The sequence below is a fragment of the Klebsiella electrica genome, from assembly GCF_006711645.1.
Taxonomy (GTDB): Bacteria; Pseudomonadota; Gammaproteobacteria; order Enterobacterales; family Enterobacteriaceae; genus Klebsiella; species Klebsiella electrica.
Genome location: NZ_CP041247.1, coordinates 5023219 through 5046868 on the forward strand (window position 1 = coordinate 5023219; position 23650 = coordinate 5046868).

The 23650-nt window shown below is 53.0% G+C and carries 17 protein-coding genes, 6 tRNA genes and 3 rRNA genes; 3 read left to right on the forward strand and 23 right to left on the reverse strand.

The genetic code is table 11. The annotated features are described in order from the left end of the window. Positions 1 to 274: 274 nt before the first annotated feature. From rplL to Electrica_RS24040, 11 genes are all read right to left on the reverse strand, one after another. Positions 275 to 640, reverse strand: a complete 366-nt coding sequence (gene rplL, locus Electrica_RS23990; RefSeq protein ID WP_004118416.1) for a 50S ribosomal protein L7/L12 — start codon at positions 638 to 640, stop codon at positions 275 to 277. Positions 641 to 706: 66 nt separating this feature from the next. Beyond that, positions 707 to 1204: a 50S ribosomal protein L10 gene (rplJ, locus tag Electrica_RS23995; protein ID WP_001207203.1), complete on the reverse strand. Its 498-nt coding sequence runs from the start codon at positions 1202 to 1204 to the stop codon at positions 707 to 709. A 414-nt stretch (positions 1205 to 1618) separates the two neighbouring features. After that, positions 1619 to 2323, reverse strand: coding sequence for a 50S ribosomal protein L1 (gene rplA, locus Electrica_RS24000; RefSeq protein WP_100686243.1), 705 nt, complete (start codon positions 2321 to 2323; stop codon positions 1619 to 1621). A 3-nt stretch (positions 2324 to 2326) separates the two neighbouring features. Next, entirely contained in the window at positions 2327 to 2755 is a 429-nt protein-coding gene (rplK, locus tag Electrica_RS24005) for a 50S ribosomal protein L11 (protein WP_004097640.1), read from the reverse strand. Between the two features lie 153 nt (positions 2756 to 2908). Next, positions 2909 to 3454, reverse strand: a complete 546-nt coding sequence (gene nusG, locus Electrica_RS24010) for a transcription termination/antitermination protein NusG (RefSeq protein WP_002438628.1) — start codon at positions 3452 to 3454, stop codon at positions 2909 to 2911. Position 3455: 1 nt separating this feature from the next. Beyond that, the gene (gene secE / locus Electrica_RS24015; protein WP_004118411.1) at positions 3456 to 3839 is read right to left on the reverse strand and encodes a preprotein translocase subunit SecE; all 384 of its coding nucleotides are present in this window, start codon (positions 3837 to 3839) and stop codon (positions 3456 to 3458) included. A gap of 229 nt (positions 3840 to 4068) precedes the next feature. Further along, positions 4069 to 5253 carry an elongation factor Tu gene (gene tuf / locus Electrica_RS24020; protein WP_047663733.1) on the reverse strand — a complete coding sequence of 395 codons (1185 nt, stop codon included), beginning with the start codon at positions 5251 to 5253 and terminating at the stop codon, positions 4069 to 4071. A 115-nt stretch (positions 5254 to 5368) separates the two neighbouring features. Further along, positions 5369 to 5444 (reverse strand) — tRNA-Thr (locus tag Electrica_RS24025). A gap of 5 nt (positions 5445 to 5449) precedes the next feature. After that, a tRNA-Gly gene (locus tag Electrica_RS24030) sits at positions 5450 to 5524 on the reverse strand. Positions 5525 to 5643: 119 nt separating this feature from the next. Beyond that, positions 5644 to 5728, reverse strand: a tRNA-Tyr gene (locus tag Electrica_RS24035). A 10-nt stretch (positions 5729 to 5738) separates the two neighbouring features. Beyond that, positions 5739 to 5814: transfer RNA gene (locus Electrica_RS24040), tRNA-Thr, on the reverse strand. A 524-nt stretch (positions 5815 to 6338) separates the two neighbouring features. On the opposite strand from Electrica_RS24040, the gene coaA reads away from it, so the two are divergent. Continuing rightward, on the forward strand, positions 6339 to 7289 hold the full coding sequence (coaA, locus tag Electrica_RS24045) for a type I pantothenate kinase (protein WP_094898638.1): 951 nt from the start codon (positions 6339 to 6341) through the stop codon (positions 7287 to 7289). A 47-nt stretch (positions 7290 to 7336) separates the two neighbouring features. Here the strand turns inward: coaA and birA are convergent, their stop codons facing one another. The 11 genes from birA to pepQ form a co-directional block, all read right to left on the reverse strand. Continuing rightward, positions 7337 to 8299 (reverse strand): bifunctional biotin--[acetyl-CoA-carboxylase] ligase/biotin operon repressor BirA, encoded by a 963-nt coding sequence (birA, locus tag Electrica_RS24050; RefSeq protein WP_131050825.1) that lies wholly within the window; start codon positions 8297 to 8299, stop codon positions 7337 to 7339. Continuing rightward, positions 8296 to 9324, reverse strand: coding sequence for a UDP-N-acetylmuramate dehydrogenase (murB, locus tag Electrica_RS24055; protein WP_141965652.1), 1029 nt, complete (start codon positions 9322 to 9324; stop codon positions 8296 to 8298). The genes birA and murB overlap by 4 nt, the downstream gene beginning before the upstream one ends. Before the next feature lie 209 nt (positions 9325 to 9533). Then, positions 9534 to 9649 (reverse strand): 5S ribosomal RNA (gene rrf / locus Electrica_RS24060). Between the two features lie 134 nt (positions 9650 to 9783). Further along, positions 9784 to 12691, reverse strand: a 23S ribosomal RNA gene (locus Electrica_RS24065). A gap of 206 nt (positions 12692 to 12897) precedes the next feature. After that, positions 12898 to 12973 (reverse strand) — tRNA-Ala (locus tag Electrica_RS24070). A 109-nt stretch (positions 12974 to 13082) separates the two neighbouring features. Further along, positions 13083 to 13159: transfer RNA gene (locus tag Electrica_RS24075), tRNA-Ile, on the reverse strand. A gap of 70 nt (positions 13160 to 13229) precedes the next feature. Beyond that, positions 13230 to 14769 (reverse strand): 16S ribosomal RNA (locus tag Electrica_RS24080). Together the 16S, 23S and 5S rRNA genes with 2 tRNA genes alongside form the textbook arrangement of a ribosomal RNA operon. Positions 14770 to 15161: 392 nt before the next feature. Continuing rightward, on the reverse strand, positions 15162 to 15695 hold the full coding sequence (gene hemG / locus Electrica_RS24085) for a menaquinone-dependent protoporphyrinogen IX dehydrogenase (RefSeq protein WP_141965654.1): 534 nt from the start codon (positions 15693 to 15695) through the stop codon (positions 15162 to 15164). Between the two features lie 11 nt (positions 15696 to 15706). Beyond that, complete coding sequence (gene trkH, locus Electrica_RS24090; RefSeq protein ID WP_141965656.1) at positions 15707 to 17158, reverse strand: Trk system potassium transporter TrkH; 1452 nt, start codon at positions 17156 to 17158, stop codon at positions 15707 to 15709. A gap of 41 nt (positions 17159 to 17199) precedes the next feature. Continuing rightward, on the reverse strand, positions 17200 to 17814 hold the full coding sequence (locus Electrica_RS24095) for an IMPACT family protein (RefSeq protein ID WP_100685987.1): 615 nt from the start codon (positions 17812 to 17814) through the stop codon (positions 17200 to 17202). Then, positions 17814 to 19145, reverse strand: coding sequence for a Xaa-Pro dipeptidase (gene pepQ / locus Electrica_RS24100; RefSeq protein WP_131050052.1), 1332 nt, complete (start codon positions 19143 to 19145; stop codon positions 17814 to 17816). The genes Electrica_RS24095 and pepQ overlap by 1 nt, the downstream gene beginning before the upstream one ends. A 190-nt stretch (positions 19146 to 19335) precedes the next feature. Between pepQ and fadB the strand changes: the two genes are divergently transcribed. Both fadB and fadA read left to right on the forward strand, forming a co-directional pair. After that, a complete protein-coding gene (gene fadB, locus Electrica_RS24105) occupies positions 19336 to 21525 on the forward strand; it encodes a fatty acid oxidation complex subunit alpha FadB (RefSeq protein WP_141965658.1) in 2190 nt (729 codons plus the stop codon). A gap of 9 nt (positions 21526 to 21534) precedes the next feature. Then, the gene (gene fadA / locus Electrica_RS24110) at positions 21535 to 22698 is read left to right on the forward strand and encodes an acetyl-CoA C-acyltransferase FadA (protein ID WP_141965660.1); all 1164 of its coding nucleotides are present in this window, start codon (positions 21535 to 21537) and stop codon (positions 22696 to 22698) included. A 205-nt stretch (positions 22699 to 22903) separates the two neighbouring features. Here fadA and fre read toward each other — a convergent pair whose 3' ends face one another. Continuing rightward, positions 22904 to 23605, reverse strand: coding sequence for an NAD(P)H-flavin reductase (fre, locus tag Electrica_RS24115; protein WP_004869682.1), 702 nt, complete (start codon positions 23603 to 23605; stop codon positions 22904 to 22906). Between the last annotated feature and the right edge of the window lie 45 nt (positions 23606 to 23650).

Here is a 23650-nt window from a genome sequence, read left to right on the forward strand (position 1 = left end):
TTTTTTATGCAACACTATTTTGTGGACCGGAAAATGGAACACTTTCCGCAATGCCTGTTTCTATCACGCTTAAACCATTTCGTTGCGATTTACACAGCTCAGGAACCCGACCTGTCGCAGTATATTAAGTCGTCTATAGAAACAAGCATTGAAAGGACAACCCAGTAGTCAAACAGCGTGAAACGCTACTGGTGCCTTACAGCGCAAAAAGGCTGGTGACCAAAAAGTCACCAGCCTCAGCCTGATTTCTCAGGCTGCAACCGGAAGGGTTGGCTTATTTGACTTCAACTTCAGCGCCAGCTTCTTCCAGAGATTTTTTCAGAGCTTCAGCGTCGTCTTTGCTGATGCCTTCTTTCAGTGCAGCCGGTGCAGATTCTACCAGGTCTTTAGCTTCTTTCAGACCCAGGCCAGTTGCGCTACGTACTGCTTTGATAACAGCAACTTTGTTAGCGCCTGCAGCTTTCAGAATTACGTCGAATTCAGTTTTTTCTTCAGCAGCTTCAGCCGGGCCAGCAGCTACAGCTACAGCAGCAGCAGCGGAAACACCGAATTTTTCTTCCATTGCAGAGATCAGCTCAACAACGTCCATTACGGACATAGCGGATACTGCTTCAATGATTTGATCTTTAGTGATAGACATTTAAATTGTTCCTGAATATCAGAATAAGTTTATACGTAAGCGAGCGCTTTACAAAGACAACTGCGATTAAGCAGCTTCTTTCGCATCGCGTACAGCAGCCAGAGTGCGAACCAGTTTGCCAGCCGAAGCTTCTTTCATGGTTGCCATCAGGCGTGCAATTGCTTCTTCGTAGGTCGGCAGAGTTGCCAGGCGGTCGATTTGCGACGCCGGGATCAGCTCACCTTCAAAGGCTGCAGCTTTGACCTCAAATTTTGCATTCGCTTTCGCGAACTCTTTGAACAGACGAGCAGCAGCGCCCGGGTGTTCCATAGAGTATGCAATCAGGGTCGGACCAACAAACGTGTCTTTCAGGCACTCAAACTGAGTCCCTTCAACGACGCGGCGCAGCAGGGTGTTACGAACAACACGCATGTAAACGCCAGCTTCACGACCTGCTTTACGCAGTTCAGTCATTTTATCAACAGTAACGCCACGGGAATCCGCAACTACTGCAGACAGCGCACCTTTGGCTACTTCGCTGACTTCAGCAACAATCGCTTGTTTGTCTTGAAGATTTAAAGCCATTAGCTTTGCTCCTGGATGTTTGCCAGAGCTTATGCTCTGGAACTCACTTCACTCTTTCCAACGAAAGAGCGTCTTTAATACGGTGAGCAGAAACAAGCCAGAGTATCCAAAAATAATCTTAGCGTTCTGTCACCGTCTACGCAGGGGATTAAGTTTCTGACGAAACACCTGCGGTCTTCGACGGAGGCCTGGATAGGCCAGGCTCCAACGAACAAATTCTTCCTACCCTTCACTATTCAGGCTGTGCCGGCGTTGGCTGTCTTCGTTCACACCGGTCACATAGTTCCCTATGCTCCCGGAGATTCACTCAGTTGCCGCCTTGCCACAACCTGACTATCTCGGATAGCGTTCTGCACGTAGCAGAATCGTGGGGGTAATATTGTAGACAAAATCACCGCCCACGTAAAGCTAATCTTAGTTCGCAGAAGCGCTCAGACCAGCCTGATCAACGGCAACACCAGCACCCATGGTGGTGGAGATGCTAACTTTCTTGATGTACACGCCTTTAGCCTGAGTCGGTTTTGCTTTTTTCAGCGCAACCAGCAGAGCTTCCAGGTTTTCTTTCAGTTTGTCAGCGTCAAAGTCCACTTTACCGATGGTGGTGTGGATGATGCCGTTTTTGTCGTTACGATAACGAACCTGGCCTGCTTTAGCGTTCTTAACAGCTTCAGCAACGTTCGGAGTAACGGTACCCACTTTCGGGTTTGGCATCAGGCCGCGCGGACCCAGAACCTGGCCCAGCTGGCCAACAACGCGCATTGCATCCGGGGAAGCAATAACAACGTCAAAGTTCATTTCGCCTTTTTTGATCTGGTCAGCCAGATCTTCCATACCTACCAGCTCGGCGCCTGCAGCTTTAGCAGCTTCAGCGTTCGGGCCCTGGGTAAATACAGCTACGCGAACGGAACGGCCAGTACCGTGCGGCAGTACAGTCGCGCCACGGACGTTCTGGTCAGATTTACGCGCGTCGATGCCGAGGTTAACGGCAACATCAACGCTTTCAACGAACTTAGCAGTAGCCAGTTCTTTCAGCAGAGAGATGGCTTCGTTGATGTCGTACTGTTTGGTCGCATCAACTTTGTCACGAATCACGGACATGCGCTTGGTCAGTTTAGCCATTTCTTAGTCCTCCACTACCAGGCCCATGGAACGTGCAGTACCTTCAATGGAGCGAGTCATCGCTTCAATGTCGGAACCAGTCATGTCGGCAGCTTTGGTCTGCGCGATTTCCTGCAGCTGAGCGCGGGAAATTTTACCTACTTTGTCTTTGTTCGGTTTACCGGAACCAGACTTGATACCAGCCGCTTTTTTCAGCAGAACTGCTGCCGGCGGAGTTTTGGTAACGAAGGTGAAAGAACGGTCAGCGTAAACGGTAATAACAACCGGGATTGGCAGACCTTTTTCCAGGGATTCCGTTTTGGCGTTGAACGCTTTGCAGAATTCCATGATGTTCACACCCTGCTGACCCAGTGCTGGACCAACCGGCGGACTCGGGTTTGCCATACCAGCTGCAACCTGCAGCTTGACGTAGGCTTGTACTTTCTTAGCCATTTAAATTTCCTCGTTTGGGTGTAGCGCCTGAAAAGGCTCCCCGTGATAAATATCGCTTTATGGGAATCAGACCCATAAAAACAAAAGGCGCGAAATTGTATGTCAATTTCGCGCCTCATGCAACGATTAAATCGCTGCTTTTTTGATCGCCGCTTAGGCTTTCTCTACCTGGGCAAAGTCCAGTTCAACCGGAGTAGCACGGCCGAAGATGGAAACAGAAACCTTCAGGCGAGACTTCTCGTAGTCAACTTCTTCAACCACACCGTTAAAGTCAGCGAACGGACCATCGCTAACGCGTACCATTTCACCCGGTTCAAACAGGGTTTTCGGACGCGGCTTATCGCCAACCTGCTGCAGGCGGTTCATGATCGCATCAACTTCTTTGTCGCTGATCGGTGCCGGACGGTCAGACGTACCGCCAATAAAGCCCATCACGCGCGGTACGCTGCGCACCAGGTGCCAGCTTGCGTCGTTCATTACCATCTGGACCAGAACGTAACCCGGGAAGAATTTGCGCTCGCTCTTGCGGCGCTGGCCACCACGGATCTCGACCACTTCTTCGGTCGGCACCATGACTTCGCCAAACAGCTCTTCCATATTGTGTAATTTGATATGTTCACGCAACGAGGTAGCTACGCGACCTTCAAAACCGGAAAACGCCTGAACGACGTACCAACGTTTTTTAGGAGCTTCAGACATCTCAGAACCTCAGGCCAGTGATAAAGGATACCAGGCGAACCAGAATACCATCCAGTCCCCACAGGATCAGTGACATTACCGCAGTAACCGCAGCAACAATCAGCGTGGTGTGCAGCGTTTCCTGGCGAGTTGGCCAGATAACCTTGCGGACTTCGGTTCTCGCTTCACGGGCGAAGGCAACGGTCGCCTTACCTTTAGTGGTTAACAGCGCGACGCCACCGGCAGCAGCGATCAGAATCACTACAGCCAGCGCACGCACCGCCAGCATAATGTCACGATAAAGGAAGTTGCCTACGATGGCCACAATCAGCAGCGCAGCAACGATCACCCACTTCATCGCTTCCAGGCCGCGCCCGCTCCCTTGAGCTTCGGTATTCGCACTCATAAACCAACCTGTCACAAGAATTCAGACAAATAATTTTGCCCCGCGAGAGCGAGGCAACCAAACCGAAATGCTCTGCTGCGTTTCGGACTTAACGCCCTCTACAGAGCCTGTCTCAGCAATGATTATGGCAAAAAAAATCACTGATGAGCCAGGTTCTGGTTCGAAAGCGTGCAAAAAGGGCATCAAATGATGCCCTTTTATTGCGCATTGCGTCAAATGTTATCAGCGATTAGCTGAGAACTTTTGCTACCACGCCAGCGCCAACGGTACGGCCGCCTTCACGGATTGCGAAACGCAGACCGTCGTCCATCGCGATCGGGTGAATCAGGGTAACAACCATTTTGATGTTGTCGCCCGGCATTACCATCTCTACGCCTTCCGGCAGTTCGATGGTGCCAGTCACGTCAGTTGTACGGAAGTAGAACTGCGGACGGTAGCCTTTGAAGAACGGAGTATGACGGCCGCCTTCGTCTTTGGACAGAATGTACACTTCAGATTCGAACTTGGTGTGCGGCTTGATTGAGCCCGGCTTAGCCAGTACCTGACCACGTTCGATTTCTTCACGTTTGATACCACGCAGCAGAACACCTACGTTCTCACCAGCACGGCCTTCGTCCAGCAGTTTGCGGAACATTTCAACGCCAGTACAGGTAGACTTCGCTGTGTCTTTGATACCAACGATTTCAACTTCTTCGCCCACTTTGATGATACCGCGCTCTACACGACCGGTAACAACGGTACCACGACCGGAGATGGAGAATACGTCTTCGATCGGCAGCAGGAACGGCTTGTCAATCGCACGCTCTGGTTCCGGGATGTAAGAATCCAGGTAGCCTGCCAGTTCGATGATTTTCGCTTCCCAGTCTGCTTCGCCTTCCAGCGCTTTCAGCGCGGAACCGCGAACGATCGGGGTGTCGTCGCCCGGGAAGTCGTACTGAGACAGCAGCTCACGAACTTCCATTTCAACCAGTTCCAGCAGCTCTTCGTCATCAACCATGTCGCATTTGTTCAGGAACACGATGATGTACGGAACGCCTACCTGACGACCCAGCAGGATGTGCTCACGAGTCTGCGGCATCGGGCCGTCAGTCGCAGCAACAACCAGGATCGCGCCATCCATCTGAGCAGCACCGGTGATCATGTTTTTAACATAGTCGGCGTGGCCCGGGCAGTCTACGTGTGCGTAGTGGCGAGTCGGGGTGTCATATTCAACGTGGGAAGTGTTGATGGTGATACCACGAGCTTTTTCTTCCGGCGCGTTATCGATCTGGTCGAATGCGCGAGCAGAACCACCGTAGGTTTTAGCCAGAACGGTAGTGATTGCAGCAGTCAGCGTTGTTTTACCATGGTCAACGTGGCCGATAGTACCGACGTTAACGTGCGGTTTTGTACGTTCAAACTTTTCTTTAGACATCGATTGTCCCTCTAAGACACGGATAAATCGGTGATATCACCACATCAACCGGGCAACATGCCCGACTTGTTGAATGCAATAAACAGAGAGAAACAGGGAAGGAGAGATAAAGAAGTGGTGCTGATACCCAGAGTCGAACTGGGGACCTCACCCTTACCAAGGGTGCGCTCTACCAACTGAGCCATATCAGCACGTCTGGAGCGGGCAGCGGGAATCGAACCCGCATCATCAGCTTGGAAGGCTGAGGTAATAGCCATTATACGATGCCCGCATCCTGAAACTCGGCTACCCAGTTCTTTCTATAACAAAAAAAAGAGATTTATCTCTTTTTCTGTTTGAGTTGATTAGTTTAACCAAGCAACTCTGGCTTCGCAAAGCGTTGCCGAAAGATGGTGGTGGGGGAAGGATTCGAACCTTCGAAGTCGATGACGGCAGATTTACAGTCTGCTCCCTTTGGCCGCTCGGGAACCCCACCAGGCACTTGATGGTGCCGACTACCGGAATCGAACTGGTGACCTACTGATTACAAGTCAGTTGCTCTACCTACTGAGCTAAGTCGGCATCAAGTAGCGCGCATTTTAGGGAGACCTGCGAGTTCATGCAACTAAAAAATTGCATAAAATGTTCCATTGCTCATATTTTGTGCTCAAACAAGGAAAACCGGTGCAATTTCAAACAACGACGCACAAAAAAACGGCATTTACCCAGGCGTAAATCGCACGCTGACCCGGGATATTTTGTTAAAGACCGGCATTTTTGACCTCCTGGAAGGTTTCCTGCTCGTCTTTGCGCCCGATAATCGATCTTTTAGTGGGCAGAACAGGTATTCCAGCTTCACCTGACAACATCACTGACAACCGCCTTCAGCGGCATTTATCGCTTACGTTATCTGAGCGCGCTGTTCATCTGATTGATAATTACCCGCAGACCCCGCTCTTGTGATGTCTGCATTAGAAAGCGCTATCCGATGAGTTTTTTTCTTATTATTCCTCGCAATCTGGTGTTACCCTCCTGCCCATTGTCCTGATTAACTTGTGTGAAGCATCCCTCGCTGCATGTGATTCGGCGATGCTAAGAACATGCTTATGAGCAAAAAAGAGCAGACGTTAATGACACCGTATCTACAATTTAACCGCAACCAATGGGCTGCACTTCGTGATTCCGTTCCGATGACGCTGACAGAGGAAGAAATCACGCGGTTAAAAGGCATCAACGAAGATCTTTCTCTTGAAGAGGTTGCCGAGATCTATTTGCCGCTGTCGCGTTTGCTTAATTTCTATATCAGTTCTAACTTGCGCCGTCAGGCCGTACTGGAGCAATTCCTCGGAACTAACGGTCAACGCATTCCCTATATCATCAGTATTGCCGGAAGCGTTGCGGTAGGGAAAAGTACAACGGCGCGCGTATTACAGGCGCTGCTCAGTCGCTGGCCGGAACATCGTCATGTTGAATTGATCACGACCGATGGCTTCCTGCATCCTAACGCCGTATTGAAAGAACGCGGGCTGATGAAGAAGAAAGGCTTCCCGCAATCCTATGATATGCATCGTCTGGTCAAATTCGTCTCCGACCTGAAATCCGGCATACCTAACGCTACCGCTCCGGTTTATTCGCATCTTATTTATGATGTGATCCCCGATGGAGATAAAACCGTTGCCCAGCCGGACATTTTGATTCTGGAAGGATTAAATGTTTTACAAAGCGGGATGGATTATCCTCATGATCCGCATCACGTATTTGTATCTGACTTCGTTGATTTCTCTATATATGTTGATGCGCCAGAAGAATTACTAAAAACGTGGTATATCAACCGCTTCTTAAAATTCCGTGAAGGGGCCTTTACCGATCCGGATTCTTATTTCCATAATTATGCGAAACTTTCCCGAGATGAAGCGGTGAACATTGCCACCTCATTATGGAATGAAATCAACCTTTTGAATTTAAAAGAAAATATATTACCAACCCGAGAGCGTGCGAGTCTGATCATGACGAAAAGTGCCAATCACTCCGTTGATCAGGTTCGGTTACGCAAATAAGTTTTACAGAAGATAAAAAGGGAGCCTCAGCTCCCTTTTTATTCGGCTTATTCTGCGCTACGCAACGATATTTCGCCACCAACCCAGGGTTTTATCACGCCATCCTGCTCAAGCAATAACGCGCCCTGAGTATCGATGCCGCGAGAAATGCCGAATATTTCTTTATCGCCAATAATAAGCTTCACCGGACGGTTGAGGAAGTTATCTAATTTTTCCCAACGCGTCAGATAAGGTGCCAGACCATCCTGCTCAAAGAGCTGCAGGCCAGCACGAAGCTCTTTAATCAGGCGCGCCGCCAGCGTATTACGATCGATAGAGACACCGGCTTCCTGCAGGCTAATCCATCCCTGGTTGACAACATCTGACTCGACGTGACGCATGGCCAGGTTGATCCCCATCCCGCTAACTATCTGCGCCGCATCGCCGGTTTTTCCCGTCAGCTCGACCAAAATACCTGACAGTTTACGATCCTGAAGATAGAGATCATTTGGCCACTTCACGCGAACCTTATCAGCCCCCAGACTCTGGAGCACTTCGGCAATAACAATCCCGATGACCAGACTCAATCCCACAGCGGCGGCAGGCCCTTGCTCCAGCCGCCAGTACATCGAGAGATAGAGGTTTGCGCCAAAGGGAGAAAACCACTTGCGCCCTCGACGACCGCGGCCTGCCTGCTGATATTCTGCAACGCAGGCATCGCCGGACTGCAGCTCATTAAGACGATCCAGTAAATACTGGTTCGTTGAGTCAATAACGGGAAGAACTGTCACCTGCCCATATTCGATCTGTGCAGCGATTCGCTTTTCATCTAATAACTGAATCGGCTCTGGCAGGCTGTAACCTTTACCAGGGACGGTGAACACATCAACCCCCCAGTCACGCAGAGTCTGAATATGCTTATTAATTGCCGCCCGACTCATTCCCAGACGCTCGCCCAGCTGCTCTCCGGAATGAAATTCGCCATCCGCTAAAATGGATATCAATGTCAGGGGGATTGTATTATCTCTCATGCAATAGCCTCCTCGGCATTCACTTCACCAGTTGCGCCAATAAAGCGCACTTCCGGCTGGAGCCAGACATTGAACTTCTCACCTACCTGCTGACGGACATAATGCGCCAGCTTAATCACATCGTCGCTGGTTGCCTGATTATTATTGATTAATACTAAAGCCTGCTGACGATGTACCGCGGCCCCGCCGATGGTTTTCCCTTTCAGCTGGCATTGATCGATTAGCCAGCCTGCGGCCAGTTTTATACGGCCATCTGCCTGCGGGTAATGCGGAGCATTCGGGAACATGGCCAGTAGCGCCTGCCCTTTCCCGGCATCAATTACCGGGTTTTTAAAGAAACTGCCGGCATTACCACTCACTTTAGGATCCGGGAGCTTAGTCATTCGCATATGACAAACGGCATCGAATACCTGACGTGGGGTGACAGTCTGTCGATCAAGGCGAGTCAGATCACCGTAGGTTAATACCGGATCCCAGATTTTTGTCAGGCGAAGACCCACCGCAATAATGGCAAAGCGATCCTGGTATTCGTGTTTGAAAATACTGTCACGATAACCAAAGCGGCACTCACTCGCTGAAAGACGCTGCTGATGACCGGTTGCCAGCTCGATACAATCGACATACTGACAAACACGCTGTAGTTCGACGCCATATGCGCCGATATTCTGAATAGGGGAAGAGCCTGCACAACCAGGAATTAATGCGAGGTTTTCCAGACCCGGCATGTCATTATCCAGCGTAAACTGCACCAGTTGATGCCAGTTTTCTCCAGCCCCAACGTGTAGATGCCAGGCATCAGACGTTTCCGTGACCTCAATTCCCATAATACGGTTGATTATCACCGTACCGGCGTAATCTTTCAGGAAGAGTACGTTGCTGCCTTCACCAAGGATCAAAACCGGCTGATCTTCTGCAGTGGCTTGTTGCCATGCGGACAATAGCTGCTGTTCATTTTCAGCACGTACAATCGCTTTGGCCATACGGTCGATGCCAAAGGTATTCCAGGGTTTGAGGGAGTGATTCATAGTGGCTTCCTGATGCAAAATCTGCACTAGTTTACCGTATCTGCTGGGGGAAGGCTTGCTTGATTGCGGCCTGGCGGGTATTCAGGATGCTTAAGTTAGTCATGGACAAAAACGCAAAAAGCCCGTCCGTGAGGACGGGCTGCTTTCGCCATAAACCGCAGATAAACAAAAGGCCCGGTCTTTCGACCGGGCCTTCTGCTTTATTTGATGCCTGGCAGTTCCCTACTCTCACATGGGGAGACCCCACACTACCATCGGCGCTACGGCGTTTCACTTCTGAGTTCGGCATGGGGTCAGGTGGGACCACCGCGCTGTTGTCGCCAGGCAAATTCTTTGTGCTCAGTACGCAGTCCTTTATCGCATCAGCCGTGTTGCTGCTGCGCACATTATTGCGTACTCAACTCTGAATCTAAGCTGAAAATCAATCTCGTCTCTTCGCCAAAACAGCTTCGGCGTTGTAAGGTTAAGCCTCACGGTTCATTAGTATCGGTTAGCTCAACGTATCGCTACGCTTACACACCCGACCTATCAACGTCGTCGTCTTCAACGTTCCTTCAGGACTCTCAAAGAGTCAGGGAGAACTCATCTCGGGGCAAGTTTCGTGCTTAGATGCTTTCAGCACTTATCTCTTCCGCATTTAGCTACCGGGCAATGCCATTGGCATGACAACCCGAACACCAGTGATGCGTCCACTCCGGTCCTCTCGTACTAGGAGCAGCCCCCCTCAATTCTCCAGCGCCCACGGCAGATAGGGACCGAACTGTCTCACGACGTTCTAAACCCAGCTCGCGTACCACTTTAAATGGCGAACAGCCATACCCTTGGGACCTACTTCAGCCCCAGGATGTGATGAGCCGACATCGAGGTGCCAAACACCGCCGTCGATATGAACTCTTGGGCGGTATCAGCCTGTTATCCCCGGAGTACCTTTTATCCGTTGAGCGATGGCCCTTCCATTCAGAACCACCGGATCACTATGACCTGCTTTCGCACCTGCTCGCGCCGTCACGCTCGCAGTCAAGCTAGCTTATGCCATTGCACTAACCTCCTGATGTCCGACCAGGATTAGCTAACCTTCGTGCTCCTCCGTTACTCTTTGGGAGGAGACCGCCCCAGTCAAACTACCCACCAGACACTGTCCGCAACCCGGATGACGGGTCTACGTTAGAACACCAGCCATTAAAGGGTGGTATTTCAAGGTCGGCTCCATGCAGACTGGCGTCCACACTTCAAAGCCTCCCACCTATCCTACACATCAAGGACCAGTGTTCAGTGTCAAGCTATAGTAAAGGTTCACGGGGTCTTTCCGTCTTGCCGCGGGTACACTGCATCTTCACAGCGAGTTCAATTTCACTGAGTCTCGGGTGGAGACAGCCTGGCCATCATTACGCCATTCGTGCAGGTCGGAACTTACCCGACAAGGAATTTCGCTACCTTAGGACCGTTATAGTTACGGCCGCCGTTTACCGGGGCTTCGATCAAGAGCTTCTCCTTACGGATAACCCCATCAATTAACCTTCCGGCACCGGGCAGGCGTCACACCGTATACGTCCACTTTCGTGTTTGCACAGTGCTGTGTTTTTAATAAACAGTTGCAGCCAGCTGGTATCTTCGACTGAGTTCAGCTCCATGAGCAAGTCACTTCACTTACCATCAGCGTGCCTTCTCCCGAAGTTACGGCACCATTTTGCCTAGTTCCTTCACCCGAGTTCTCTCAAGCGCCTTGGTATTCTCTACCTGACCACCTGTGTCGGTTTGGGGTACGATTTGATGTTACCTGATGCTTAGAGGCTTTTCCTGGAAGCAGGGCATTTGTCACTTCAGCACCGTAGTGCCTCGTCATCACACCTCAGCGTTGAATAAACGACCGGATTTACCTAATCGTTCCGCCTACATGCTTAAACCGGGACAACCGTCGCCCGGCCAACATAGCCTTCTCCGTCCCCCCTTCGCAGTAACACCGAGTACAGGAATATTAACCTGTTTCCCATCGACTACGCCTTTCGGCCTCGCCTTAGGGGTCGACTCACCCTGCCCCGATTAACGTTGGACAGGAACCCTTGGTCTTCCGGCGAGCGGGCTTTTCACCCGCTTTATCGTTACTTATGTCAGCATTCGCACTTCTGATACCTCCAGCAACCCTCACAGGCCACCTTCAACGGCTTACAGAACGCTCCCCTACCCAACAACGCATACGCGTCGCTGCCGCAGCTTCGGTGCATGGTTTAGCCCCGTTACATCTTCCGCGCAGGCCGACTCGACCAGTGAGCTATTACGCTTTCTTTAAATGATGGCTGCTTCTAAGCCAACATCCTGGCTGTCTGTGCCTTCCCACATCGTTTCCCACTTAACCATGACTTTGGGACCTTAGCTGGCGGTCTGGGTTGTTTCCCTCTTCACGACGGACGTTAGCACCCGCCGTGTGTCTCCCGTGATAACATTCTTCGGTATTCGTAGTTTGCATCGGGTTGGTAAGTCGGGATGACCCCCTAGCCGAAACAGTGCTCTACCCCCGAAGATGAGTTCACGAGGCGCTACCTAAATAGCTTTCGGGGAGAACCAGCTATCTCCCGGTTTGATTGGCCTTTCACCCCCAGCCACAAGTCATCCGCTAATTTTTCAACATTAGTCGGTTCGGTCCTCCAGTTAGTGTTACCCAACCTTCAACCTGCCCATGGCTAGATCACCGGGTTTCGGGTCTATACCCTGCAACTTAACGCCCAGTTAAGACTCGGTTTCCCTGCGGCTCCCCTATTCGGTTAACCTTGCTACAGAATATAAGTCGCTGACCCATTATACAAAAGGTACGCAGTCACCCCATAAAGAGGCTCCCACTGCTTGTACGTACACGGTTTCAGGTTCTTTTTCACTCCCCTCGCCGGGGTTCTTTTCGCCTTTCCCTCACGGTACTGGTTCACTATCGGTCAGTCAGGAGTATTTAGCCTTGGAGGATGGTCCCCCCATATTCAGACAGGATACCACGTGTCCCGCCCTACTCTTCGAACTCACAGCCTGTGCATTTTAGTGTACGGGAGTATCACCCTGTACCCTGCGACTTTCCAGACGCTTCCACTAACACACAAACTGATTCAGGTTCTGGGCTGCTCCCCGTTCGCTCGCCGCTACTGGGGGAATCTCGGTTGATTTCTTTTCCTCGGGGTACTTAGATGTTTCAGTTCCCCCGGTTCGCTTCGTTAAGCTATGTATTCACTTAACGATAGTGTGACGAATCACACTGGGTTTCCCCATTCGGAAATCGCCGGCTATAACGGTTCATATCACCTTACCGACGCTTATCGCAGATTAGCACGTCCTTCATCGCCTCTGACTGCCAGGGCATCCACCGTGTACGCTTAGTCGCTTAACCTCACAACCCGAAACTGTTTCGTAAAACGCTTCGCGTTGCGAAAATTTGAGAGACTCGGACACACCGCTTTTCCTTTCTTATTACGGAGAAAGGAAACAGTGTGTCGTTTCAATTTTCAGCTTGATCCAGATTTTTAAAGAGCAAAACTTCGCAGCATACCTTTTCAGGTACACTCTGAAGTTTTCTTGTTGTGCAGCAGTAAAGGATGGTGGAGCTATGCGGGATCGAACCGCAGACCTCCTGCGTGCAAGGCAGGCGCTCTCCCAGCTGAGCTATAACCCCATCGTAAAATGCTAATCTCTCTATCCTAATTCGTTTCCGGGCAAGGCGCGGTGGTGCGAAGCATACTGAAGTATGCGAGCATCGCCGTAACACAGCACGGAGGCGAATTTGGTAGGCCTGAGTGGACTTGAACCACCGACCTCACCCTTATCAGGGGTGCGCTCTAACCACCTGAGCTACAAGCCTGCAGAGATTTTTACTGCTACTTTTTCATCAGACAATCTGTGTGAGCACTACAAAGGCAGGTTCTTTCAGGTAAGGAGGTGATCCAACCGCAGGTTCCCCTACGGTTACCTTGTTACGACTTCACCCCAGTCATGAATCACAAAGTGGTAAGCGCCCTCCCGAAGGTTAAGCTACCTACTTCTTTTGCAACCCACTCCCATGGTGTGACGGGCGGTGTGTACAAGGCCCGGGAACGTATTCACCGTAGCATTCTGATCTACGATTACTAGCGATTCCGACTTCATGGAGTCGAGTTGCAGACTCCAATCCGGACTACGACATACTTTATGAGGTCCGCTTGCTCTCGCGAGGTCGCTTCTCTTTGTATATGCCATTGTAGCACGTGTGTAGCCCTACTCGTAAGGGCCATGATGACTTGACGTCATCCCCACCTTCCTCCAGTTTATCACTGGCAGTCTCCTTTGAGTTCCCGACCAAATCGCTGGCAACAAAGGATAAGGGTTGCGCTCGTTGCGGGACTTAACCCAACATTTCACAACACGAGCTGACGACAGCCATGCAGCACCTGTCTCAGAGTTCCCGAAGGCACCAAAGCATCTCTGCTAAGTTCTCTGGATGTCAAGAGTAGGTAAGGTTCTTCGCGTTGCATCGAATTAAACCACATGCTCCACCGCTTGTGCGGGCCCCCGTCAATTCATTTGAGTTTTAACCTTGCGGCCGTACTCCCCAGGCGGTCGACTTAACGCGTTAGCTCCGGAAGCCACTCCTCAAGGGAACAACCTCCAAGTCGACATCGTTTACAGCGTGGACTACCAGGGTATCTAATCCTGTTTGCTCCCCACGCTTTCGCACCTGAGCGTCAGTCTTTGTCCAGGGGGCCGCCTTCGCCACCGGTATTCCTCCAGATCTCTACGCATTTCACCGCTACACCTGGAATTCTACCCCCCTCTACAAGACTCAAGCCTGCCAGTTTCAAATGCAGTTCCCAGGTTGAGCCCGGGGATTTCACATCTGACTTAACAGACCGCCTGCGTGCGCTTTACGCCCAGTAATTCCGATTAACGCTTGCACCCTCCGTATTACCGCGGCTGCTGGCACGGAGTTAGCCGGTGCTTCTTCTGCGAGTAACGTCAATCGATGAGGTTATTAACCTCACCGCCTTCCTCCTCGCTGAAAGTACTTTACAACCCGAAGGCCTTCTTCATACACGCGGCATGGCTGCATCAGGCTTGCGCCCATTGTGCAATATTCCCCACTGCTGCCTCCCGTAGGAGTCTGGACCGTGTCTCAGTTCCAGTGTGGCTGGTCATCCTCTCAGACCAGCTAGGGATCGTCGCCTAGGTGAGCCGTTACCCCACCTACTAGCTAATCCCATCTGGGCACATCTGATGGCATGAGGCCCGAAGGTCCCCCACTTTGGTCTTGCGACGTTATGCGGTATTAGCTACCGTTTCCAGTAGTTATCCCCCTCCATCAGGCAGTTTCCCAGACATTACTCACCCGTCCGCCACTCGTCACCCGAGAGCAAGCTCTCTGTGCTACCGTTCGACTTGCATGTGTTAGGCCTGCCGCCAGCGTTCAATCTGAGCCATGATCAAACTCTTCAATTTAAGTTTGATGCTCATGAATTAAACTTCGTAATGAATTACGTATGTTCACTCACTGAGACTTGGTATTCATTTTTCGTCCGAGGACGTTAAGAATCCATGTCACTTTGAGTGCCCACACAGATTGTCTGATAAATTGTTAAAGAGCAGTGCGACGACGCTGAGCGCTCTGTCGCGAGGTCCCGTATAATACGTTTTCCTCATTCAGAGTCAAGCATTTATTTTTGCTTTTCTCTGGCAGGATTTCCGCAGAAACCCTGCTGACCCGGCGGCCTGTAAGCCGTTGTTCCGTGTCAGTGGAGGCGCATTATAGGGAGTTCTGAGACGTTGACAAGCCCTGTTTTAAAAAAACCTTTCAACCGCTCAAAATCCCGCCATCACGCCCATTTTACGTGCTATTTGCTCGTCATTTGTGCGACTTCCTGCGCAAAATTGGCAACCTGCTTCCAGTCGGTATAGACGACTTCTTTACTGGTATCCGTTTCACCGCCGGTCATCTTCATTATCAGGCGAATCATGAAGCGATCGTACCAACGATAGCGCGGGTAGCGCAGCGCGCCGGCAAACACCGCGCTGCGCTGCGGTTGCCATGGCGAATTAAGCAGAAACTTACGCGTATAGCTATTGGTCTGCGGCGTGCGCTTCTCTGGCTTACGCGCAACGAGGTTGACCGAGAAAAATGCCCCCGGCAGCGCATTCAGCGACTGCAGATGTTTCTTCACGAAACTGTCCAGCGCCGGATGAAAGTGCCCGTAACGAATCGAGGCGCCAATCACCACGCGATCGTAGTGGTGCCATTCAACCTCTTCCGTACGGTTGAGATTAACCGTATCCGCATCGATACCCAGCTCTTTCAGCTCAGAGGCCAGAAAGGAGGCAATTTCACGCGTCTGCCCGTCGCGGGTGGAGAATAATATCAACGTTTTCACAAGCACTCCGGTTATTCGCGCCAGAAAGTGGGGGTAAAGAGCACCAGTAAGGTGAACACTTCCAGACGACCAAACAGCATATTAGCAATCAAGATCCATTTCGCGACCGGGTTCATTGTCGCGAAGTTATCCGCCACTACGCCAAGTCCTGGCCCGAGGTTGTTTAACGTTGCCACAACCGAGGCGAAAGCAGAAAAGTCATCCACTCCGGTCGCGATGATAGCCAGCATGCTAATAATGAACACCAGCGCATAGGCAGAAAAGAATCCCCATACCGCCTCCAGAATACGTTCCGGCAGCGCACGGTTACCTAACTTAATGCTATATACCGCATTCGGATGCACCAGCCGCTTGAGTTCGCGGTTCCCCTGCTTGAACAACAGCAGTATGCGGATAACTTTCAGACCGCCGCCCGTCGACCCGGCACAACCGCCAATAAATGCCGAGCACAATAGCAGCACCGGCAGGAATAACGGCCAGCGCGCGATGCTGTCGGTGGTAAAGCCCGCCGTCGTCGCCATCGAAACCACCTGGAAGAAGGCCTGATTCAGCGTCGTCAGCGCCGAGCTGTACACATCATGCAACCACAGCACCAGCGTACAAATCACCACCAGCGTCAGTTGGACACCAATAAACATGCGGAATTCAGGATCGCGCCAGTACACCTTCAGACTGCGGCCGCTGAGCAATGAAAAATGGAGGCCATAGTTACAGCCTGAGATCAGCAGGAAAACCGCAATAATCGTATTAATGGTTGGACTGTTAAAATACCCTACGCTGGCGTCATGCGTAGAGAAGCCGCCAATCGCGATAGTCGAAAAGCTGTGACCGATGGCATCAAATGCCGGCATACCCGCGAACCAGAGCGCAAGCGCGCAGGCCACCGTCAACAATACGTAGATAAGCCACAGCGTTTTGGCCGTCTCGGCGATACGCGGGCGCATCTTATTGTCCTTCAGTGGCCCCGGCATTTCCGCCCGATACAACTGCATCCCGCCGACGCCCAGTATCGGCAGTATTGCTACCGCCAGCACAATGATCCCCATACCGCCAAACCACTGCAGCATCTGTCGATAGAAGAGGATGGCATGAGGTAAAGAGTCCAGCCCCACCAGGGTGGTAGCGCCCGTTGTGGTCAGGCCCGAGAATGACTCAAAAAACGCATCCGTTATCGTCAGATTCGGCTGTTCGGCGAAAATAAACGGTAGCGCACCGACGCTGCCCAGCACGGTCCAGAAGAGTACGACAATCAGAAAACCCTCGCGGGATTTCAGTTCGCCCTTCTCACGACGGTTCGGCCACCATAAAAGAGAGCCTATCGCCAGCGCGACAAAAAAGGTCTGGGTAAACGCCCGCCCCGCGCCATCGCGGTATAACAGGGCCACTAATCCCGGAAGGATCATCGTCCCCGAAAACAAAATGACCAACAGTCCAACGATTCGGGTTATGGCGCGAAAATGCATCTCTGGCGCTTCCTTTGGTATGCAAAAAAATCAGGTGGGGATTATTCGTCAATCTTCAGTAATTGCAACGAACCACGACTAAAATCAGCCAGCTTTGTCGAAAAAGAGACCACTTCAGCTTGCGGAAGCGCCACACGAAGCTTGACGAAGGCCTGATAGTCACTATCGACAATTTGTCCTGAGAACTGAGCCAACAGCGTTTCAATGCCAGCTAACTGTCCATATTCACACTGCAAAGTATATGCGGTCAGCGGCGTCTTGCGCTGCGTTGTCAGCCCGGCAAGGGCCTGATGAACGCCACCGCCATACGCTTTAACCAGACCGCCGGTTCCAAGCAAAATACCGCCGTAGTAGCGTACCACGACGGCCGTTATTTCGCCGACGCCGCTGCCCATCAGCTGCGCCAGCATAGGTTTACCCGCGGTGCCTGCTGGTTCGCCATCGTCGGAAAAGCCCAGCTGTTGAGAGTCATTGGGTGGCCCGGCCACCCACGCCACACAATGATGACGGGCGTCAGGGTGCTCCGCCCTGACCGACTCAACAAACGCCTTTGCCGCTACCACGCCATCGGTATGCGCCAACCGCGTGATAAAACGACTTTTTTTAATCTCTTCGACAAAGGTCACCGGCGCGGCCGGTATCAACCAACTTTCCATTACGCCAGTTTCAGGTCACGCGTCATATTTTCAACACTGTTTTCGTGGATGACGACGTTATCTTCAATACGGATGCCGCCAAACGGCTTCAATGCTTCAATTTTTTGCCAGTTGAAGTGCTTGCTGAACGGCCCTTCACGCCACGGCGCCAGCAGAGATTCAATAAAGTAGATGCCCGGCTCGATGGTCAGCACCATACGCGGCTGCAAAATACGCGTGCAGCGCAGATACGGATACTTCGACGGCGCTGCCAGATGAGTACCGGTATCATCCTGCATGAAACCGGCCACATCATGGACCTGCAGGCCCAGCGGATGACCGATACCGTGCGGCATAAACGGCCCGGTCAGATCGTTTTCAACCATGGCCTCTTCGCTCATGTCGGTCACGATTTGGTACTTACGCAACAGTTTAGCGATGCGTTGGTGGAACTGGATGTGGTAATCCACATAGCTTTTACCCGCCTTCATCGTGCTAATCAGAGCCAGCTGCTCATCGTTAACGTCTTTAATCAAATGGGCAAAGTCATTGTCGCCATGTGCCGCCCAGGTACGCGTCAGGTCTGCCGCGTAGCCGTTGTATTCCGCCCCGGCATCCAGTAAGAAACTGCGCGCTTCTGCCGGCGCGCGATGATCCAGTTTGGTGTAATGCAGTACAGAGGCGTGTTCGTTAAGCGCCACGATATTGCTGTAAGGCACATCGGTGTCGCGATGACCGGTAGCCGTCAGATACGCCTGGTTGATATCGAATTCGCTCATTCCGGAGAGGAATGCCTCATGGGCCGCGCGATGCCCGTTAACCGCCGACTTCTGCGCTTCGCGCATGCAGGCCAACTCATAATCGGTCTTAAAAGAACGATAGTAGTGCAGGAAATCAATCACCCCTTTCGGGTTGATATGACTGGCAGCAATCTCCAGACCAAGCGCCCGCTCCGGCACCGGCCCGATATAGGCGATATTGCCGCGCGCAGCAGGCAGCTGGCTACCGATGCCGTCGGCTTTCGGCAGGGCAATCACTTCAACCTCTTCCGTCCAGAACGAGGTCGGCAGCGGTTCAACGTTATGCCAGTAATCGACCGGCAGATAGAACCACAGTTTCGGTTTGTTGACGCCATCAACCAGCAGCCAGCAGTTGGGCACCTGCGTCACCGGGACCCAGGATTTAAATTGCGGATTGACCTTAAACGGGTACGGATGGTCGTCCAGGAAGACATTGATCAGCTCGCCGGAGTGAATCAGCAACGCATCAAGATTAAAACGAGCCAAAGCATCACGGGTACGTTCTTGTAGGGTAACGATATGATTTTTATAGAGCGCGGCTAGTGATTCCATCTTTCATCCTTTGCTTTTATTAGATGTGATTCCCCGCATCTTAGCACATCGGCCCCAGGCAGGGTGATTTCCGCCGGGTGTGATCAGGCCAGCATTTATTTAAAGACTCGTTTGCAATTCTTTAACATAAATCCCACACTCCGTTGCATCTGGTACGACCAGATCACATTGCTGGATTCAGGAGACTGACATGCTCTACAAAGGCGACAACCTGTACCTCGACTGGCTGGACGATGGCATTGCCGAACTGGTGTTCGATGCTCCCGGCTCGGTGAACAAGCTCGATACCGCAACCGTAGCCAGCCTCGGTGAGGCGCTGGAGGTGCTCGAAAAACAACACGATCTTAAGGGGCTGCTGCTGCGCTCCGGAAAAGCAGCCTTCATCGTCGGCGCCGACATTACCGAATTTCTGTCCCTGTTCCAGGTACCACAGGAGCAGTTGAGCCAGTGGCTCCATTTTGCTAACAGCGTCTTTAACCGTCTGGAAGATTTACCGGTGCCGACTATTTCAGCGGTGAACGGCTATGCGCTGGGCGGCGGCTGCGAGTGCGTGCTGGCGACAGACTACCGTCTGGCTACGCCGGATCTGCGTATCGGCCTGCCGGAAACCAAACTGGGCATTATGCCGGGCTTCGGCGGCTCAGTGCGCATGCCGCGTCTGCTCGGCGCCGATAGCGCGCTGGAAATCATCGCCGCAGGCAAAGATGTCGATGCCGATCAGGCGCTGAAAATCGGCCTCATCGATGGCATCGTCAAACCAGAGAAGCTGCGCGATGGCGCGCTTGCTATTCTGCGTCAGGCCATTAACGGCGAGCTGGACTGGAAAGCGCAGCGCCAGCCGAAGCTGGAGCCATTGAAGCTCAGTAAAATTGAAGCGGCCATGAGCTTCACCATCGCCAAAGGCATGGTGGCGCAGACCGCCGGGAAGCACTATCCGGCGCCGATGACGGCGGTAAAAACCATCGAAGCGGCCGCGCGTTTTGGCCGCGAAGAAGCCCTGAATCTGGAAAACCAAAGCTTTGTCCCGCTGGCGCACACCAAAGAGGCGCGCGCGCTGGTTGGTATCTTCCTTAACGATCAGTACGTCAAAGCCAAAGCGAAGAAGCTGACCAAAAACGTTGAGACGCCGAAACAGGCCGCCGTGCTGGGTGCCGGGATCATGGGGGGCGGTATCGCCTATCAGTCCGCCTGGAAAGGCGTGCCGGTGCTTATGAAGGATATCAACGACAAATCGCTGACGCTGGGCATGAACGAAGCCGCTAAGCTGCTCAACAAGCAGCTTGAGCGCGGCAAGATTGATGGGCTGAAGCTGGCTGGCGTTATTGGCACGATTCACCCGACCCTCGATTATGCTGGCTTTGAGCGCGTAGATGTCGTGGTCGAAGCCGTCGTCGAGAACCCAAAAGTGAAAAAGGCCGTGCTGGCGGAAACCGAAGAGAAAGTCCGCCCGGATACGGTTCTGGCTTCTAACACCTCAACGATTCCAATCGGTGAGCTGGCCAGCGTCCTGAAGCGGCCGGAAAACTTCTGCGGTATGCACTTCTTTAACCCGGTGCATCGCATGCCGCTGGTAGAAGTGATTCGCGGGGAAAAAACCTCAGATGACACCATCGCAAAAGTCGTGGCCTGGGCGAGCAAAATGGGCAAAACGCCGATCGTGGTTAACGACTGCCCCGGCTTCTTCGTCAACCGCGTGCTGTTCCCCTACTTTGCCGGATTCAGCCAACTGCTTCGCGACGGCGCGGACTTCCGCAAAGTCGATAAGGTGATGGAGAAACTGTTCGGCTGGCCAATGGGCCCGGCATACCTGCTCGACGTGGTCGGTATCGATACCGCGCACCACGCGCAGGCGGTAATGGCCGCCGGCTTCCCGCAGCGCATGCAGAAAGATTATCGCGACGCGATCGACGCGCTGTTCGACGCCAGCCGTTTCGGCCAGAAAAACGCTCTCGGCTTCTGGCGGTATAAAGAAGACAGTAAAGGCAAACCGAAGAAAGAAGAAGATCCGGCCGTCGACGCGCTGCTGGCGGAAGTCAGCCAGCCACAGCGTGAGTTCAGCGACGATGAGATTATCGCCCGGATGATGATTCCGATGGTCAACGAAGTGGTCCGCTGCCTGGAGGAAGGCATTATCGCCAGCCCGGCGGAAGCGGATATGGCGCTGGTTTATGGTCTTGGTTTCCCTCCGTTCCACGGCGGCGCATTCCGCTGGCTGGATACCCAGGGCAGCGCAAAATATCTCAATATGGCGCAGCAGTATCAACACCTCGGCCCGCTGTACGAAGTGCCGGAAGGGCTGCGTAATAAAGCACGCCATAACGAACCCTATTATCCCCCGGTAGAACCAGCCCGCCCGGCGGGCGCTCTGAAAACGGCTTAAGGAGTCACAATGGAACAGGTTGTCATTGTTGATGCAGTTCGCACCCCGATGGGCCGTTCGAAGGGCGGCGCCTTTCGCCACGTGCGCGCGGAAGATCTCTCCGCGCACCTGATGCGTAGCCTGCTGTCGCGTAACCCGTCGCTTGATCCGGCCGCGATTGACGATATCTACTGGGGCTGCGTACAGCAAACGCTGGAGCAAGGTTTCAACATTGCGCGTAACGCCGCGCTGCTCGCAGAGATCCCGCATTCGGTACCGGCGACGACGGTCAACCGCCTGTGCGGTTCATCGATGCAGGCGCTGCACGATGCGGCGCGGATGATCATGACCGGCGACGCCAGCGTCTGCCTGATTGGCGGCGTCGAGCATATGGGCCACGTCCCGATGAGCCACGGCGTGGATTTTCACCCGGGTCTGAGCCGTAACGTGGCAAAAGCCGCCGGGATGATGGGGCTGACCGCCGAAATGCTGGCGCGTCTGCACGGTATCAGCCGGGAGATGCAGGACCAGTTCGCCGCGCGTTCCCACGCTCGCGCATGGGCGGCAACGCAGTCCGGCGCATTTCAAGCGGAAATCATTCCGACAGGCGGCCATGATGCCGACGGCGTGCTGAAGTCATTTAACTATGACGAGGTGATCCGCCCGGAAACCACCGTGGAAGCGCTGGCGGCGTTAAGGCCCGCCTTCGACCCGGTGACCGGCACCGTCACGGCAGGTACCTCATCCGCGCTCTCCGACGGCGCAGCCGCCATGTTATTAATGAGCGAAAGCCGCGCCCGCGAGCTGGGGCTGCAACCGCGCGCTCGCGTCCGCTCCATGGCGGTGGTCGGCTGTGATCCATCGATTATGGGCTATGGTCCGGTACCGGCATCGAAGCTGGCGCTGAAAAAGGCCGGACTGACTACCAGCGATATCGACGTTTTTGAAATGAACGAGGCGTTTGCCGCGCAGATCCTGCCGTGCATTAAAGATCTTGGCCTGATGGAGCAGATCGACGAGAAGATCAATCTTAACGGCGGCGCGATTGCCCTCGGTCACCCGCTTGGCTGCTCGGGCGCGCGCATCAGTACCACCTTACTTAACCAGATGGAGCGCAAAGACGCGCAGTTCGGTCTTGCCACTATGTGTATTGGTTTAGGTCAGGGGATCGCCACGGTATTTGAGAGAGTGTAAACCAACAACTCAGGCCGGATAAGCCACGCGCCATCGGGCTTTTGCCCGGGGCGCAACGCTTATCCGGCCTACAGAGGTATCTCACCGCCATTGACGTCATTGGCGCAGAGAGAAGCGTTTAGTTGCCGTTTTTCCCGCCTGTCAGGGGCGGGTTTTTTATTTCTGTCGTTCTCTGCCCCTCTCCCTGAAGAAAAGGGCGTGAGAATCAGATAAAGGCAAACGCATCGCCGAACAGGCGATCTTCGCGGGCATTGCGCTCATTACAGAACAGCTCACGGGCAATTTTTGCCATCTCGAAGCGGCCGGCAATATAAATATCATGCTCTGCCAGGGTGCCGTAGTCCTGCAGTACCGCGGTCAACACGGTGCCAGAGCGCCCACGCCACTCTTCTTCCGGCTGTTCCACAACCGGCTCAACACGCAGACCCGGGTGTTCCACGCTCAGCGCTTCCAGCTCAGCCAGATCGTAGAGATGTTTCGCTTCGCGACCGCCCCAGTACACTGCGATATCGCGGTTCGGGTTGCGGGCCAGCGCCGTGAGCAGAATGGAACGCACATAGGAGAACCCGGTTCCTCCGGCGATAAGAATCAGCGGACGATCTTCATCCTCACGCAGCCAGGCTTCACCATGCGGAATATCAACCTCGATCTCGCGCTCTTTCAGAATGCGATCCATGACCGCCATCGCATACAGGTTGAGCTCAGAGGCGCCAATATGCAGTTCAATACATTCCTGCTCCGCCGGTGTGGAAGCCATGGAGAACGGACGCTTGTCGCGCTCGTCCATTACCACCATCAAATATTGACCAGCGCGGAAAGAAAACGCCGCTTCCGGCACTAATCGAACGCGATACACGGTATCGGTAATTGCCTCCACCGAGGTCACTTTACAGCTTAAGGTTGTCATGCGTCCCCTCTGTCGGGTCTATAGAGCAAAACAGCGGCGTTAGCC